Source organism: Emticicia sp. TH156, from assembly GCF_002855535.1.
GTDB lineage: Bacteria > Bacteroidota > Bacteroidia > Cytophagales > Spirosomataceae > Emticicia > Emticicia fluvialis.
On record NZ_PKRS01000006.1, the window covers coordinates 173,894 to 191,131 of the forward strand.

10 protein-coding genes are annotated in these 17,238 nt (G+C 42.1%); 5 read left to right on the forward strand and 5 right to left on the reverse strand.

Annotated features, from left to right (window positions below):
* Positions 1 to 66 precede the first annotated feature (66 nt).
* From C0V77_RS12850 to C0V77_RS12870, 5 genes are all read right to left on the reverse strand, one after another.
* The gene (locus tag C0V77_RS12850; protein WP_101726744.1) at positions 67 to 1,104 is read right to left on the reverse strand and encodes a glycosyltransferase family 4 protein; all 1,038 of its coding nucleotides are present in this window, start codon (positions 1,102 to 1,104) and stop codon (positions 67 to 69) included.
* Positions 1,105 to 1,108: 4 nt separating this feature from the next.
* Positions 1,109 to 2,122: a polysaccharide pyruvyl transferase family protein gene (locus tag C0V77_RS12855; RefSeq protein WP_158237955.1), complete on the reverse strand. Its 1,014-nt coding sequence runs from the start codon at positions 2,120 to 2,122 to the stop codon at positions 1,109 to 1,111.
* 92 nt (positions 2,123 to 2,214) lie between these two features.
* Entirely contained in the window at positions 2,215 to 3,747 is a 1,533-nt protein-coding gene (locus C0V77_RS12860; protein ID WP_101726746.1) for a lipopolysaccharide biosynthesis protein, read from the reverse strand.
* Positions 3,748 to 3,778: 31 nt separating this feature from the next.
* Positions 3,779 to 6,148 (reverse strand): polysaccharide biosynthesis tyrosine autokinase, encoded by a 2,370-nt coding sequence (locus C0V77_RS12865; RefSeq protein WP_101726747.1) that lies wholly within the window; start codon positions 6,146 to 6,148, stop codon positions 3,779 to 3,781.
* Positions 6,149 to 7,662: 1,514 nt separating this feature from the next.
* Complete coding sequence (locus C0V77_RS12870) at positions 7,663 to 8,832, reverse strand: LacI family DNA-binding transcriptional regulator (protein ID WP_101726748.1); 1,170 nt, start codon at positions 8,830 to 8,832, stop codon at positions 7,663 to 7,665.
* 305 nt (positions 8,833 to 9,137) lie between these two features.
* Between C0V77_RS12870 and C0V77_RS12875 the strand changes: the two genes are divergently transcribed.
* The 5 genes from C0V77_RS12875 (at position 9,138) to C0V77_RS12895 (ending at position 17,218) form a co-directional block, all read left to right on the forward strand.
* Positions 9,138 to 12,299, forward strand: coding sequence for a SusC/RagA family TonB-linked outer membrane protein (locus C0V77_RS12875; RefSeq protein ID WP_101726749.1), 3,162 nt, complete (start codon positions 9,138 to 9,140; stop codon positions 12,297 to 12,299).
* 12 nt (positions 12,300 to 12,311) lie between these two features.
* The gene (locus C0V77_RS12880; RefSeq protein WP_101726750.1) at positions 12,312 to 13,862 is read left to right on the forward strand and encodes a SusD/RagB family nutrient-binding outer membrane lipoprotein; all 1,551 of its coding nucleotides are present in this window, start codon (positions 12,312 to 12,314) and stop codon (positions 13,860 to 13,862) included.
* Positions 13,863 to 13,954: 92 nt separating this feature from the next.
* The gene (locus tag C0V77_RS12885; protein ID WP_101726751.1) at positions 13,955 to 14,908 is read left to right on the forward strand and encodes a bile acid:sodium symporter family protein; all 954 of its coding nucleotides are present in this window, start codon (positions 13,955 to 13,957) and stop codon (positions 14,906 to 14,908) included.
* 32 nt (positions 14,909 to 14,940) lie between these two features.
* Entirely contained in the window at positions 14,941 to 15,882 is a 942-nt protein-coding gene (locus C0V77_RS12890; RefSeq protein ID WP_101726752.1) for an RraA family protein, read from the forward strand.
* Between the two features lie 106 nt (positions 15,883 to 15,988).
* The gene (locus tag C0V77_RS12895) at positions 15,989 to 17,218 is read left to right on the forward strand and encodes a mandelate racemase/muconate lactonizing enzyme family protein (protein ID WP_101726753.1); all 1,230 of its coding nucleotides are present in this window, start codon (positions 15,989 to 15,991) and stop codon (positions 17,216 to 17,218) included.
* Positions 17,219 to 17,238 lie beyond the last annotated feature (20 nt).

Genomic DNA, 17,238 nt, shown 5'->3' on the forward strand with positions numbered 1-17,238 from the left:
ATCTTTACCCGCGGTCTGACAGCCTATCATTTGCCTGTCATAAAATTGGGGTACTCAGCACAATTATTAATCTGCAATCAATAAAGCCTTGGTTTCAATTGCTATTTTGTTCCAGGAGTATTTGTCTGATACAAACTCTCTGATTTTTGAGGCCTTAGACTGGTCATAGGGTGTATCAATACTGTTTATCAGCCTCTCAACAATTTTGCCAGTTTCTAATGGCATCAACTCTATTTGCTCAGTTTCAAAATATGAGTTATTAAAATTATTGGTCGCAATTAAAATCGGACACCCCGCTGATGCCGCTTCTAAAACAGCATTATTGGCTGTAAACGACACTAATGGCAAAAACATGCAATTAACTGTTCTATAGAGGTTCCTTAGTTCTTCATCTGTAATACCCGATAATAGCTGAATCTTACTATTATTAAAATGGTAATGATTATGCTTTGATGTAACTACAATCACATTCAGGTCGGGTACCTTTTCAAGCAAGATATTAAACACCTCATTTGCCAGTTTAAAATCTCTCAGCCAGTTGCCCACCATCAGAATGGTCTTTTCTCTTTTCATACCATAATCAGGGCTATAAAAGTCTATGTCTATGCCATGAGGTATAAAAAAAACGTTATCTCTGCCAGTCCATTCCTTAAACGCACTAACCTCCTTTTCACTCATCAGAATTATTTTGTCGAGACACTTTATTGTATTAATCAGCGCCGGCTTATCAACAAAGAACTGTAATGGCTGATGATAGGTACAAACTATTTTGTTTGTTTTGCCTTTCAAACGATGCAGCCACTTATAATTATTTTCTCCATAAACAAAATGAAATACCTGATTCTTCCTGAATACAATCAAATACAAACACTTAATCAGGGTTATCAAATAGGTACTGCCAAAAACAATCATATAGAGCTTTCTGATTATCTTAGACCCAATGTTGCTTAATGAATAACTCAACCATTCGTGTTCTGCCTGACTATCTATTTCTAAATCGTACTTGAGGTAATTCTTAATCTTATCATAACCTGCGTGAGTCCCTTTGTGATGCCTGAACACAAAACCTACATAAATCAGTCTTTTAGATAGATGTTTGTTCATTACTTTAGTTCAAACTTTTTTTAAGAAACTCAAAAGATTCATTTCTAACAGCATTCAACTTTTGATAAACCGCCTGGTAATCTATTTTTGGTATATCGTCTATTTTATGGAAATCCGCCTCTGTTATAAGTAGGTGCTTCAAACCTACCAGCCCAAGCAGGCTTTCCAGCCTTGCCATACCTCTTACCGGGTTACCAATACAAATGAAAGGCTTCTTGAAAATAAGACAGAACGCAACACAATGAAAAGAATCGGTAATAGTAATTTCACTATTCTTTATGAAGTTCAACCATTGCGGAATCGTATATAACTTATTTGTTATCCTACCTAGCACCGGATACTTTTTACCCTTCAGGTTAAGGACCTTCGTATTAACTTTATTTGCTAAATTGTTAATAAAATTAATGTGGCTTGGTTCAACATCAAGGAGCATCTGTGCTATATATCTTTCGTTTTTCACATCAGATATTCCTTCTTTTTTTATTAAATCTGTGTAGTCTTTCTCATCCAGTAAAAAAACCGGGTCAAGCACCAATTGTGCATTTACACCTAAGTCTTCACATATTTTAACTCCTGAAACTTCCCTAACAGAAACAGAGCTGAATCTATTAATCAATGCCTTTATTCTGTCAACATCTTTGGCTGGTACTTCAAGACGGTCAAGGCCAAAGCTTGCTGCATAAGAAATCTTCTTGTGGTTATCATCAACGAAAGAAAAAAAGAAATCTTCTATATCAGGAACGTAAGAATACCTCCAAACCTGGTCGCTTCCTACAAGAAATAAATCAATTGATGCGTTTAAATCAGCTGCCGATGCAGATGTAACCTCTTTGGTTTTGTTAGGTAAATATTTTGCCGAAAATTCACTAAATGGCTTGGTACCCAGCGAATTCAGGATAAAATTTCTAATAGAAGCCTTTAACCCACCACCACTCTCTTTTAAAAACTTATAATTGATTACTACAGGAGTGTGGCCCAGTTTGCTTAGAGTAGTATACGTTGCAAAAAGCTGAAGCATTGCTCCGTAATTTCTATTTTCAGGGTAATGATGCGTTAATATCCCGATTTTCATAATAAAAAAAGCACCTCAATTTAAAATGTGTGTAATCACTAGCTCTTAAAAACCTTTTTCTTTGCCGTTTGAATTAACTGGGCAATCATTGTTTTTTCGGTATCTTTCAAACCTAACAGGTAAATAAAGCCAATGTATGTAACTCCTGAAACCAGGCATGTAATAATAAACTTGAACCACTCGCCGTGTAAATGCTGTTGTACAAACCAAACAATTAATACTGTTGGTAAAAGACTGGCGAAGCTATCAAAGATAACTCCTTTAAAATACTCTTTGACAGAGTAGCCGGTCAGGTAATTGAAGTAAAATATCCTGAATACCGTAGAAATACATTCTAATCCAAAACCTACCAGTATTATATATTGTGGCGGATACCCAAGTTTCAAAAATACGTATCCAACGGGTAATGTTAAAAGCAAAATTCCACCTGCAACCATCTGATAAACCTTTATCTTTCCTATTGCCTGCACAGCTGTTATCAATCCCTGGTTAATCTGGCTGGCCATTGTTAATAAAATAATGGCCCGACAAAACTCTACCGAATAATCCGGCACGTTAGCTAACCATAACTTCAAAATAAACGGCAATTCAAAATAAAACGGAACCGCAAAAAAGGTAAAAAGATAAAACGCAAACCGGTTTGCTGTAAGGGCCAGCCTGATCATACGCGCTCTGTCATTGGCTCCTTCGCTTTTCATTATTTGTGGACGAACAGCACTCAACATCGTTTCTGAAAAAAACATCAGCTGTGTATTAATCTGGTTTGCCACACCATAAGCCGCATTTACTACTGTTGTATAAAACAAGTTAAGTACTACTGCAACCCCTTGATTTCTGGCAATAGCGGCCAGATTACCGAATAACTGCCAACCTGCAAATGAACCTAACTCTACTATCTGCTTTTTGCTATACTCGGCTTTTAAACTGACCGTACACTCAGGGTATTTTCTGGTACAATAGATTTGCTTTATTAACCTTATAACAAAACTTACCACCAGCATTAGTAAGCCATAAAGCAGCAGTTTATCTTCACCAAAGTAAAATATAACAATTGCGGCCAGGAATCTCAAAATGGTTTCAAATACCCCTATAATGGCCAGAAATGTCATGTTTTCATGTGCATTCACTACCGCATCATAAGGAACCGAGATAACCGTCAGAAAGGTAGAAACAGAGACGAAATGTAAAATATATACGGCAGTTGAGATTCTTGTGTGATTAATCTGCAACTTATTATAGATAAAGTACATTCCTGTTACTTCAATTCCGATTAGTATTACTACGCCAATAATTAAATGGGCGATAATACTATTGGCGAAAATTCTTTTGATGTTACCAATATCGCCTCCGCCTAAGCTAAGGGAGATGTATCGCTGGGTAGAGGTGGTCATTACTGAGTTCAGAAAAGCCAGCATGGCTATAAGACCTCCAATCACATTATATAAACCAAAATCTTCTGCTCCGAGCGCATTAAGCACTAACCTAGTTGTATATAATGAGATAAATACAGTAACTGCTGCTTTGGCGTATGTTATACCTGTATTAAAAACTACCCTTTTTGCTTGATTCATCAACAACTAATTTTCAATTTTATCAATCAGGTCACCCAAGGACATTCCACCACTTTTTCTTTTTCTTCTCTTCTCCATAGGCATACGTATAACCGTATCCGTAGCCGTATCCATACCCGTAGCCATATCCATAACTGCTATTGCTGTAATCAACGCCATTGAATATCACATTAAGCGATTTAAACTTACCTGATTTCTTAAGGTCAGCCAATAAATTAATGTAGCTCTTCGGTGTAAATTCGTGCCTTACTAAATAGAAACAGATATCGGTATACTGACTTAATATAACAGCATCTGTTACTAATCCTACTGGCGGGGTATCCAAAATGATATAATCATATTCGGTTTTCAGGAAACTCATTAATTTTTCAAAACGGCCATTAGAAAGTAACTCAGCCGGATTTGGTGGCACAGGTCCGCAAGGTATTACGTACAGGTTATCACTTATACTGCTTCGCTTAACAAGTTCTTCTTCGGTTGCCTGCCCAATCAGATAATTTGAAATCCCCTTGTCTTCAGCAATACCCAAATATTTAGATACTTTAGGTTTACGTAGGTCGAGTTCAAGTATTACAACTTTTTTATCAAGTAAAGCAATACTGGCTGCAAGGTTAATACTCACAAAGCTTTTCCCTTCACCACTTATAGATGAAGTTAGCAAGATTGTTTTGCTTTTTTCATGGGTTGTACCAATGTACTGTAGATTAGTACGGAGAATTCTGAATTGCTCAGAAATAAAACTTTTGCTGGTCAGGTCAAGAATATTATCCTGTACCTCCTTAGGTTTTTTGGCGATTTCTCCAAAAACCGTAATACCATTTACTGCTTCAATTTCCTTGCGCGACTGAATTTTGTTATATATCAGATCTTTACCATTAATAACAGCTGCCGGAATAACCAGACCTACAAGCAGGGCAATGGCATAAATAACGCTTCTTTTAGGTTTTACAGGGTTTGAAACCGTGTAAGGGTCATCTACTACGCGGCTATCAGTAACTGTTGATGCGTAAGAAATAGCTGTTTCTTCACGTTTTTGCAAAAGCAATAGATACAAGCTCTCTTTTATACCCTGTTGGCGCTTGATGTTAACAAACTCCCTTTCCTTTTTAGGAATAGTTCTGATAGAAGACTCAAACCTGTTATTCAGGTTCTTTAAACTGTTTCTTGTAACAACCAACCCTTGTTTCTGGTTAGCTATATTCTCTCTGATGGCCCCTTTAATATTAGCTATTTGTGTATTAACTGTTTCAAGCAATGGGTTGCCGGCCTGTGTAGTACGGGCATATTTTTCTTTCTGGATATCAAGCTCATTTAATTTGCTCAACAGCCCTGTAAGAACAGGGTCACTCACCATGAGTGTGGCAGGGGCTACGCCGGTCTGGCTGCTTCTAAGATATGACTCAACACCATCTAAAACTTTTAACTGAATATCCACTTCATTCAGTTTTGAATCATTGTCTTTTACTTTTTCCAGAAACAAATTAGCCTCAACACTCAGGTCTGTAATACCCTGGCTACTTTTATAAACCTCTACATCTTTTTCAACATCGCCCAGTTCATTGGTAATGAGCTTCAGGCGCTCGTCAATAAACTGAATAGTGTTAGAAGCCTCTCTGTTTTTATCACTCAAGGCAGAAAAAGTGTAGGCCTCAAGCAATTTGCTAAGGAAGGCTTTCCCTTTTGACGGCACTGCATCTTCAATTGTCAGCTTAAGCACTGAACTTTTCTGGTTCAATAACTCTACCTGCAAACTACCCTGATACATCTGAACAAGGCCTTCTTTAGGCGCAAATGTTACCTTAATAAGGTCATTATCCTTACGATACAAAGAGTCGTGAAGAAATACCCTGAACGTACCAAACTCACTTTTGATGTTCTGGCTGTATTGGAAAACTCCTTTAGATTGACCGTACTCATTCAGCAGCTCATATTTTTGTTTATTTAGAATCTTAACAAAAAGAGGCTCTTCATAAGCAACAGGCGTAAGTTTTCCGTGCTGAACCCAAATTGGCGAAGAACCAAAGGCTATCTCGTCGTAGTCTCTGATAGCCCCTTCCTGAAAGTAGGAAACGGTTAGGTTCAGTTCATTTACAACTTTTTCCATTAGGGATCTGGACTTCAAAACCTCCATTTCATTCTCCACAATCTTATTACCCGAAAACAGCTCAAGGTCTTTGAGCACATCGTTTCCGGCCATTCCTCCCTTCTTCTCGTCTTTAATCAACAAAATCGAATTTACCTGATAAATAGGAGTGGTGTACCTTAGGTAGAGAAAAGCCCAGATACCAGTAATGGCCAATGAGATAAAAAACCAGTACCAATACCGCAGGTACTTCATGAAAAATACGCGTATATCAAAATCCTCTTCCTTTTCCCAAAGGTTCAAATCATTACTATTCATCCGTATTTAAGTGTTTTGTTGTTAATTTTTAGATTAATCTTCAATTGACTCTCTACGACGCTCAGCGTTAATGAATAAGACTGCTAGCAGAATCACAATTAGTACAATGAAATCGGTAAGCATTTTTTTTACTTTTTAAAGTTAACTTATTTGGTTGTCTGCAAATTTCAATTTACAATCAGAGCTTGTAAGAAGCTTCGTTTCATGGCTGGTAAAACTCTTTGCTCTGGTTGGTCAGAAACCTGTGATTTAATTCAGACTCAGTTTGATGAAAATTCTAGTGTAATCCCTGTTAAACAATTAATCTTTTTTAAATCACAATTATTCTGAAGGTATTATTTTTTACTTATTATTACTTGGGTTCAGCCTTTTGTTACTACGCAGGTAAAATATCTGTTAAAATTCTTTTACTAATTTTGAAAGGTATTATTCTTTACTTAATTATTACTTGGGTTTTGCCTTTTGTTACTATGCAGGTAAAATATCTGTTAAAATTCTTTTACTAATTTTGATGAGTATGGATTGTTACAACCGTCTGTAAAACTGTCAGACTTAGGTAAAATAACTGAGTAGCGGTTAATTAATGAAAAACTCATTTTTTTAATATAAACTTAGCAGATTGACTTCACCTAAAACACAGCTTCAAGAGCTATTTTGAAAACTTGTTATTCAAAGGTAAACAATTAAAAAACACAATATCAAGATAAATCTATTATTTGGTCAAACTTCTTCGTAAAATACAACTATTACTTTTTTTGGTAATAAACTAACCTTACAATTTTAAGCGCAAAAAATATTCTAAATTATTCCACAAAAACAAAATTAATTAGAAGTAAATCGCATCTGTATTAACGTATTGCAATGGTGTTTGTCTGAATTCTTTTACTTTAAAAAGTATAGCTGCAGGCCTCTTTTTTTTGAAACTCAGATATGAAATTATTATTACCTAATCTTGAAAATTTACTAAACCAATCAGACTATTAATATAACAATTTCAGTACACTTTTCAAAGAAAAATCTAAATTGTTAACAAAAATTAATATGAGTTTAGCAGTTTTTAATTAAAAATTTTCACAGAAAAAGAAGGTATAAAGCAGTAGTAATGATGACGATTTTTTCTTTAAACTCCGGGTAGGTTAGACCTGTTAAGCCTGCATGAAATATTAGTGCAGCTCTAAAAAAAGGATAGAATTCTAATAAAAAATCAGGTTATGTAAGACCCAGGAAAATCTAAGAAACAAAGTTCATAAAGTTATCCGGAGTTTTGATTAATGGCTTAATCAGGCGAAATATAAAACGTTTTGGTTACAAAAATAGTATAAAAGCTCTTTTTTTTGTTTTTTTCTTTCGGTGCCAGGGTATTTTATAAGACCTTTCAGCCCTGCTATATATAGTTTACGCCGGCATAGGTTTGTATCAACATATTGTTGAATATATGCCGCCAATGGCAGTTATGAAGAAAAAGCAATTAGCCTACCGGCCATCAAGCGGGCCGGTAAGCAGGGCAGGTGATTTTATAGACAATATTCTTTCACTCTGCTTGATGAGTTTCTGACCACCAGTTTGCCCTGAATGGCATGAGTAACCGGGGCTTCCTGATTGTTTTTGTTTTTGATGTTTTCAATGAGCAGTTGAATGGCTGCTTCGCCCACTTTGGTAGGATAATGATTAAAAACCGTAAGTGATGGTTCAAAAAGTTCACACAGGGTTTCGTCGCCAAAACTCACAAAAGCCATATCGTCCGGTATTCTGATATGCTTTTTCTTGGCTGCTACCATCATTTCAATGGCGTTTCTTGACAACATCGCAAAAATTCCGTCTGGTGGCTGTGGCAGATTAGTAAAATATTCAAAGGCTTTGGTGCCATCATGTTTATTCATTTCAGAATAATAAATGTATTCATCAACCACTGCTATGCCATGCTTCTGCAAGGCTGCTTTGTACCCCGCAAGCCTGATTTGAGAAATATAAAACTTTTCAGGGCCCAGCATGACAGCAATTTTCCTGCAACCCTGTAAAATTAAATGTTCCACGAGGTCAAAACTACCCTTGAAATCCTGGTGTACTACCTTGGTGGTAGCCACTTCATGGCATACGCGGTCAAAGTGTACAATCGGGATATTCTTCGCCAGCACACGTCTGATGTGCTCAAAAGTAGTAGTCTCTTTCGAATGGCTAATCAGCAATCCATCGACCCGGCAGGCAATCAGGGTATCTGTATTGAGTATCTCAATTTCTTCTGACTCACTTGAGTGGCACACCATAATGCGGTAGCCCGTTTCAATAGCCACCTTTTGCATACTGGCCAGCGCCGTGGCAAAAAAAGGCAACTCTACATTTGGTATCACCACCCCTATGGTATTGGTCTTCCCACGATTCAGGCTTTGGGCCAGCAGGTTGGGTCTGTAATCCAGGTCAACCGCTGCCTTCACAACGGCCTCCCGCGTGCATGGGCTGATATCGGTCTTCCCATTCAAGGCTCTTGAAACAGTTGAAGCCGAAATTCCGAGATACCTGGCCAGATCAACAATGGTAATCTGATTGTTCTTTTTTAGCGGAGCAGATTCTTCGATTTCCAGCACAAAATTGAGGTTACATGACTTACAGTAAAATCGTTGCCTGCCTCTCAGAAAACCTGACTTGATTACTCCGTCTACCGTGTTACATTTAATACACCTCTGCATGTTTGATATTGTATTATTTTAAGATTGCTTTTTAATAATCAAATTCATCAAAAATTCCTCTCTAAGACCCAAAATCTGCTTTAAATATCTATTTATCAGTTTTTTACATCCAAAAAAACGCCCAAAACACGCATCACAAACGTTTCTGATAGTTCGTGTTTGCAAGTTGGTGTCAAATTGACACTTTCCGCTTGCAAATCAAAATTTTGCCGATAGTTTCGATAATATTATTTCAAAAAAGCATCACAATTTTTAGCATTTGAATCATATAAAATTGTACTAATCGAATAAAACTCTACAGAAAAATGAAACATTTTTACCCTGCAAAAAACAGCAGTTTCAAACTGAAGCTACTGGTCTTATGGCTCTATCTCTGTCCGCTGGCCTTGCTGGCTCAGACCAGGCAGCTATCCGGCCGTGTTATCGGAAGTGTAAACAAAGACCCCATGCCCGGCGTAGGCATAACCGTAAAAGGAACCCAGAGAGGCGCCATTACCGATGCCGCCGGAAACTTTAAAATTGATGCTGCCGCAGGCGAAACGCTGGTATTCAGCTTTATCGGATACCTCACGCAGGAAATAAAAGCAGGCAACAGTTCTACCATTGAGGTGGCACTTGTAGAAGACACACAGGCACTTGAAGAAGTAGTAGTTACTGCCCTGGGTATAAAAAAGGAATCAAAAAGGCTGGGTTACGCGGCCGAAACCGTGAAAGTAAGTGAAATTCAGCAAAACAGAACCGTTAACGTGATGGCTTCTCTGGAAGGCAAAATTGCCGGACTTGACATCTCTCCACCGTCATCGGGGGCAGGTGCCAGTACAAAAATCAGACTCCGCGGCCAGTCAGCATTTGCGGGTGCCAATAACTCTCCGCTCATTGTTATCAATGGCCTGCCTATGGATCAGGGCGCTCGCGGGGCCAATGGTTTTGCCACCAGTACGGCATCTGTAGACCTGGGCGATAACATGCAGCAGTTTAACCCTGATGATGTTGAAAGCATGACCGTTCTTAAAGGCGCTACGGCAGCTGCCATTTACGGCTCGCGTGCGGCCAATGGTGCCATTATCATTACCACCAAGAGTGGCAATAAAAACACCGGCATAGGGCTTGAATACTCATCGAACTATGCGGCTGATGAGGTACTGGATTTTACCGATTTCCAGTATGAATACGGCCAGGGGCAGGGCGGTATAAAGCCTACCACCCAGGGCCAGGCCATTACCACAGGCCAGTTTGGCTGGGGAGCCAAATATGACGGCAAGCCCACCATACAGTTTGACGGCGTAGAAAGGCCCTACTTACCACAAAAGAACAGAATCAAAAACTTTTACAGAACAGGAAGCGCCTTTACCAATACCATTGCGCTTTCGGGTGGTAATGGCATGGGTAGTTTCAGAGCCTCATATTCGAATCAGGATGCCCTGGGGATTTCACCGAACAACGATTACCACAAGAAGATTTTCAATGCGGGTATCAACCAGAAAATCGGTAATAAACTCACCACCACCCTCAATATCAATTATACCAACGAAATCAACAATAACCCGCCACAGGTAGGGGTACAAGGTATAGGGTCTCCAAATTTCCTGTATCGCTTATCTAACTCTATCGGTCTTGATGTGCTGAAAGAAAAAGCGGTAGCCGACAACGGCACTGAAAGGCAAACTTCTGGCTTTCAGACCACGCTCCTGAACCCCTATTATATTATGGACCGGCAGTTTATCAGAAACAAACGCGACCGCTTTCTGGGTACGGCCACTGTTAAATACGATATCTTCAAATGGTTGTATTTGCAGGGCCGGGTGAATATGGACTATGGCGTTTCTTTTCTGGAACAAAATCTGCCAACCGGTGTAGGTACTTCTACCCCGCTTAACCAGGCCGGTACAGGCTATAACGGTTCTTATGGCGTTAATACCAGCAACGGCCGCCAGATGAACATGGACTTCCTGCTGGCAGGTAATAAAGAATTTGGTGATTTTTCTGCCGATGTAAGCCTGGGTGGCAATATTTTCACCAATCGCAGCCGCACTTTTGACCAGAGCGTAACCGATTTTACAGTCCGAGACCTGTATTCAATTGAAAACGGTATCACCAAATCGCAATCATTCGGGGTTTACACCGAACAGGTAAACTCTTTATACGGGTTTGCCGAGCTGGGTTATAAAGATATGATATACCTGAACCTGACCGGCCGCAACGACTGGTTTTCAGTTCTGAACCCCAAAAATAACAGCTCGTTTTACCCTTCAGTAAGTGGTAGCTTCATCTTCTCTGAGCTACTGAAAGAGATACCCTGGCTAAGTTATGGAAAACTAAGGGCATCCTTTGCTGATGTGGGTAGCGCCAATGGTATCAATGCATTCAGTGGCCTGCTTACCTACGGCATATTACAGAACGCCTTTAATGGTTATCCACTGGGTACAATCAATAATACCAACAGCCCCAACCCCTTGTTAAGGCCTTTCAGTGTCAGCGAGCGCGAGGTAGGTCTGGAACTCAGAATGTTTAAAAGCAGAGTTAACCTGGACATAGCTTACTACGACAAACAAACCCGCGATCAGATTTTAACTGTCGTTGTTTCCAATAGTTCAGGCTATGACGGCACACCGCTTAACCTGGGTTCGTTACAAAACCGGGGGATGGAGTTTATGCTTGACGTAACCCCTGTACAAACCGGAAACTTTACCTGGAAAAGCTCATTTAATACCGCCATCAATACCACTAAAGTACTGGCCCTGGCACCCAACACCAACCGTCTGGTGGTAACTTCTTTTGGCGGCAATGAGTTTATCGGCAGCCTGGTTTATGAGGTTGGCCAGCCTTTGAACCAACTGGCAGCCAAAACATATAAGCGAAACGACAAAGGTGAAATCATCGTTAACTCAAGCGGCAGACTGGTTCCTAACGATGGCGCCGATGTGCTGCTTGGAAGTGCGCTTCCGAAATTTACCGGAGGCTGGAACAACACCTTCAGCTACAAAAACCTGAGCCTGCTGGTGCATTTAGACTACAAAGCAGGTGGAAAGATACTTTCTTCCACGGCGCTTAACGGCCTCAGACAAGGGCATACCAAGGCCTCATTAGTGGGCCGCAATGGTGGGGTGGTATTTCCGGCAGTTTATGCCAACGGCGAAAAAAATACAACTGCCGTTGACCCGCAGTCTTTTTATACAGATTACCGGAATGCCCAGATTGCCGACCCGTTTTTATTCAAATCTGACTTTATCAAGCTCAGAAACATCACGCTCAATTACGACGCCACCAGGCTGATTGGCAGCCGGGTAAAGTTCATCAAAGGGCTTGCGCTTTCAGTTTCCTGCCGAAACGTGCTGATCATCAAAAAATACCTGGCCGACCTTGACCCCGAGGCTTTCGCTTCATCGGGCGATTTCCGGGTAGGTTATGAGCAAACCACTTTGCCTACCACCCGTACTTACGGTGTTAACCTCAATGTTAAATTCTAAAATTCCAGAAAAATGAAGAAGTTTATATATACAATAAGCACCATTTTTGCCGCTCTGGTTGTTTCTTCGTGCGACAAAGGGTTTGCCGTTATTAACACCAACCCTTATGCACTCACCAAGATTGACCCAGCCATTTTATTTACCAACGCCCAGCGCAATACCGACGCGGGCTCATGGGAAGGCGAACAAACCATCGTACAACAATTTGTGAATGCCTACAACACCGGAGCCACCGCGGGCTTCAATTTCAATGAAGACAACAACAACTTCAACATTCCGCGCTGGAATAACAGCTACCCGGGCCCGCTGAAATTACTCGAACAAATCATTAGCCTTACCAAAACAGATGCCACCAAAGCGAATCTGTACCAGATGGCGCGCATCTGGAAATCGCACATCTATATTGTGCTGGTAGATACTTACGGCGACATACCCTACAGCCAGGCCGGAAAAGGAAACCTGGAAGGTTTGTTTTACCCGAAATATGATGAAGACAAAGTAATTTATGAAGAATTATACAACGAAATAAAGTCGGCAGTGGCGGCGCTTGATGCATCCAAAGGTGCAGTGAAAGAAGATTTGTTTTTTGGAAAACTGGCGGCTGCCGAGCAAATCGACAAATGGAAAAAGCTGGGTAATTCTTTGCTGCTGAGATTAGGGATGCGGTACTCAAAAATTGACCAGAATAAAGCGAAGTCAATTGTACAGGAGGCCTACAAAGGCGGGCTGATACAAACCAATGCCGATAATCCTTACATTGTCTATAATGCCATTTACAATAATCCGCTCAATGCCGGCCCCAGAGGTACCAACCCTTACTTTTACTATCTGGCTGAGCCTTTTATAAATCAGCTGAAATCAACCTACGACCCACGCCTGAAATACATATCGGGTAAATATGCTGACCCGAATCAGGTGCTGGCACTTACCCCGGACACCACCCGTGCCAACCAGTTCGGCTACCCGATAGGCTATGACCAACTGACCATTGTAAAAAACCCGGCTTACCGCGGCCCGCAGGGAACAGGCCATAACTACTCGCAACTGAACTACTCGGTTTTTGGCAGTGCTACTGCACCCGTATTTTATGTAACCAATGCCCAGACCAAGCTACTGCTGGCAGAGGCGTCTCAAAGAGGCTGGCTTACAGGCCTCAGCAACGTGCTCACTACCAAAGAGTATTATGAGGCCGGGGTTATTGCTTCGATGGACGAGTACTCGCTTTATCCGAACGTCCCTAACCCTGCCGTTCCTGCTGCTTTAAAATTAAGCTATCTGGAAAACCCGCTTGTGAAGTTTTCTGAAGCCAAAGCCCTGGAGCTGATTAACACCCAATACTGGATTGCCAGCCTGGGCAATGGCGCCGAATCATTTGCCAATTTCAGAAGAAGCGGCTTCCCGGCCTTAAGCCCGAATAACTACAACAATAACCTGCAGGGTGGCTTTACCAGACGTTTTGGGTATCCGGATGCCGAGTCGTCTACCAATAATGAAAATTATCAGAAAGCAGCCAGCCGGATTGGCGGCGACAAACTGACCAGCAGGGTTTTCTGGGACAAATAATTAAAAATACAAATGTAACTAGCCTATTATGGGGTTAAGCACCTGCTTAACCCTCCTTTCCACCATTCAAAAATCATTATTTAATCAAGCTGATGAAACTCAAAGATTACTGGTACACCCTGGGTATTATTTTCCTTGTTATAATAGGCTACTATTTCCCGCACAGCTTTACCAGCATTGGGGGTGTTAAACTCAACACTTTCATCAAGCCTGTTTTACAGGTAATTATGCTGGGCATGGGCGCTACCATGACCATTGATGATTTTGCCGAAGTCTTCAAATCTCCGCTTAAAGTACTGGTTGGTCTGGTATGCCACTTTACCATTATGCCATTTTCAGGGCTGGCGTTATCCATGATTTTCGACTTCCCGCCTGAAATAGCCGCCGGCATTATACTCATTGGCAGCAGCCCAAGCGGCCTGGCTTCAAATGTCATGGCCTTGATGGCCAAGGCCAATGTGGCGCTATCTGTTACCATCACCACCCTGTCTACGCTGGTGGCTCCGGTGATGACCCCTTTTCTGATGAAATCGCTGGGCGGAGGTCTGATAGCCGTAAATTTCTGGGATATGTTCTGGGATATGTCGCAGATGGTCATATTACCGGTGGTTATAGGTCTGGCCCTGCATAAATTTATACCGCGTCTGATGGCCCGGTTCAACCGGGCGCTTCCGGTTTTTTCTATGCTGGGCATTGCCTACATTATTCTTATAGTAACTGCCAGTGGTGCCAGCTCGCTTAAAACGGTCGGCTTATTATTGGTAGTGGTAGTTATTATTCATAACATTTTCGGGTATGCGCTCGGTTATTTTTTCTCGCGCCTGCTGAAGTTCAAAGAGGCAGACGCCAGAGCCATATCACTGGAAGTAGGAATGCAGAATGCAGGGCTGGCCTCAGCATTGGCCAATGAAATGGGTCGTATTGCCACAGTAGGCATAGCAGCAGCCATCTTCGGGCCGGTTATGAATATTTCAGGGTCTATCATTGCCAACTATTGGAGCAAACGCCCTCCTGAAGACACAGACGCAGCAGTCGCAGGTCATTAATCCCATTGTCAAACCTTAAACCTCTCATAAGCATGCTAAAAATTTATCTGGGCATTTTGCTTTTTTTCGGAGCTAAAACCTTGCACGCCCAACAAATATCAAAAGAGTACTTATTACACCTGACACGTGAATGGAAGGGTGAAAGATTTGCCGACGGCAGGCCTAAAGTAGATGACGCCCTGCTGAAAAGAATGAAAAAAGTAACGCTTGAAGAAGCCTGGGCGGTATTGCGCAACCATAATTACAAGTACCAGTTTGAAGGAAACTGGCAGACCATCAACCCCGATTCGGTACTGGTAGGCAGGGCGGTAACTGCCACTTTTACGCCCGGCAGGCCAGACCTGCAAACAGCCATTGACGACAAAGGACATGAAAAAGACGGCCGGATTAAATCGCAGAACGCCTGGCCGATTGACCTGCTGGTAAAAGGAGATGTATATGTGGTTGACCAGTTTAACGCCTACGAAGACGGCCCAACCATTGGCGACAACCTCGGCAACTCTATCTATGCCAAAACCGGCAACGGCATTGTGTACGAAGGCGCCCTGAGAGACTTAAACGGGCTGAAAGAAATAGGCGGGTTTACTTCTTTCTTCAGAAGCTATCATCCATCGCACCACCTTAATGATGCCAAAAGGGCTTTAAATACCACCCTGGTTGGCATCAATCAGCCTACCCGTATCGGTAAGGCCACCGTAATGCCGGGCGACATAGTACTGGGTCGCGAAGGCGGCGTTGTTTTCATACCACCGCATCTGGCCGAAGAAGTAGTAAAGGTTTCGGAGGTAGTAAGGCTACGGGATATGTTTGGCCATCAGCGGCTGCGCGAACAGAAATATACACCGGGGCAGATAGACAACCGTTGGTCAGACGACATCGAAAAAGATTTTTCGCAATGGCTGCGCGAACACATCAACAAACTACCTGTTGACCCGGCACAGATTCAGGAGATTCTGAAACAAAGAACCTGGTAACCCAGCACCAACCAATCATATTCCACCCGGGAGCTTGCCTCTCGCTAAACACATTTAAAAAGTGAACAGAAGAAATTTTTTCCAGAAAGCAGCAATCAGCTCAGCTATGGCTGCCACTTCATTTTCAACGTTCGGTAATGAATTTATTCAGGCCGTAGACAGAGCCCCTAAAAGTTCGGCGCCCACAGACCTGAAAATCACCGACATCAAGGCGGGCTATATACGCGGCGGCCATAGTTTATTTGTAAAAATTTACACCAATCAGGGTATTATCGGGCATGGAGAAGGGGTGGATGCCACACCCGGCACCTATCATCTGGTCAAATCAATGGGCAGGCGTATTCAGGGTCAGAACCCCCTGAATGTACACAAACTGTTTGAGTCTATCCGTAAATCAGGCTTTTTTGAAGGCGCCCAGTCAGGTATGTTTGTGGCCGTACTTACAGCGGTAGAAACCGCCCTTTGGGACATTGCCGGCAAAGCGCTGGGTGTACCCGTGTATCAGCTGCTGGGTGGAAAGTTCAGAGATACCGTCAGGGTTTACATGGATACCGCCCTTTATCAGAACCAGTTGCCCAAACCTGAAGAATTTGCCAAAGCCGCACGCGAAGCGGTAGATATGGGCTTTACGGCTGTTAAGTTCGACCTCGACCAGGCCAATGACCCTAACAAATATGACCGCTTTAACTGGACAGCCAGCCCGGCCGAGTTGCAACGGATGTACGACCAGATGGCCGCTGCTCGCAAAGAAGTAGGCCCCAAAATTGATATATGCGCCGATATGCACGGCCGCTACGACGCCACCACCGGCGAGCGGGCCGCCAAAATGCTGGAACCACTGGGGCTGATGTGGCTGGAAGAACCCATACCGGCCGAAAACACAGATGCTTACAAAAAAATAGCGGCCTCTACCTCTACCCCTATCTGTGCCGGAGAAAACCATTACCTGGCCTACGGTTTCAGACCTTTGCTGGAAAGCGGCGCCGTAGATATCATCATGCCCGACCTGCAAAAATGCGGGGGTCTGGGCGAGGGCCAGCGAATTGCCAATCTGGCCAACCTTTATTACGTGCCGTTTGCCCCGCACATGGTGGCCTCTTACCTGGGCGCCATGGCCTGTGCCCATGTGTGTGCTTCGGTACCCAATTTTATGATTATGGAATGGCAAATTTACTTTCATAAAGACCCGATGTTTAAAGAAATTGTAACCTTTAAGGGTGACATGGTTGAAAAAAACGGGTACATCAGAGTAAGAGACGAACCCGGCATCGGGGTAGAAATAAACGAAGAAGGCATGAAAAAATATGCCACACCCGGCGTGCCGTTTTTTGAGTAACTTATCCGATACACTTTGCT

Bases quoted from the DNA above. Each gene is read 5' to 3' on its own strand.
- C0V77_RS12885 (WP_101726751.1), top strand. From the start codon at position 13,955: ATGAAACTCAAAGATTACTGGTACACCCTGGGTATTATTTTCCTTGTT.
- C0V77_RS12860 (WP_101726746.1), bottom strand. From the start codon at position 3,747: ATGAATCAAGCAAAAAGGGTAGTTTTTAATACAGGTATAACATACGCC.
- C0V77_RS12890 (WP_101726752.1), top strand. From the start codon at position 14,941: ATGCTAAAAATTTATCTGGGCATTTTGCTTTTTTTCGGAGCTAAAACC.
- C0V77_RS12870 (WP_101726748.1), bottom strand. From the start codon at position 8,832: ATGCAGAGGTGTATTAAATGTAACACGGTAGACGGAGTAATCAAGTCA.
- C0V77_RS12850 (WP_101726744.1), bottom strand. From the start codon at position 1,104: ATGAACAAACATCTATCTAAAAGACTGATTTATGTAGGTTTTGTGTTC.
- C0V77_RS12895 (WP_101726753.1), top strand. From the start codon at position 15,989: ATGGCTGCCACTTCATTTTCAACGTTCGGTAATGAATTTATTCAGGCC.
- C0V77_RS12855 (WP_158237955.1), bottom strand. From the start codon at position 2,122: ATGCTTCAGCTTTTTGCAACGTATACTACTCTAAGCAAACTGGGCCAC.
- C0V77_RS12875 (WP_101726749.1), top strand. From the start codon at position 9,138: ATGAAACATTTTTACCCTGCAAAAAACAGCAGTTTCAAACTGAAGCTA.
- C0V77_RS12880 (WP_101726750.1), top strand. From the start codon at position 12,312: ATGAAGAAGTTTATATATACAATAAGCACCATTTTTGCCGCTCTGGTT.
- C0V77_RS12865 (WP_101726747.1), bottom strand. From the start codon at position 6,148: ATGAATAGTAATGATTTGAACCTTTGGGAAAAGGAAGAGGATTTTGAT.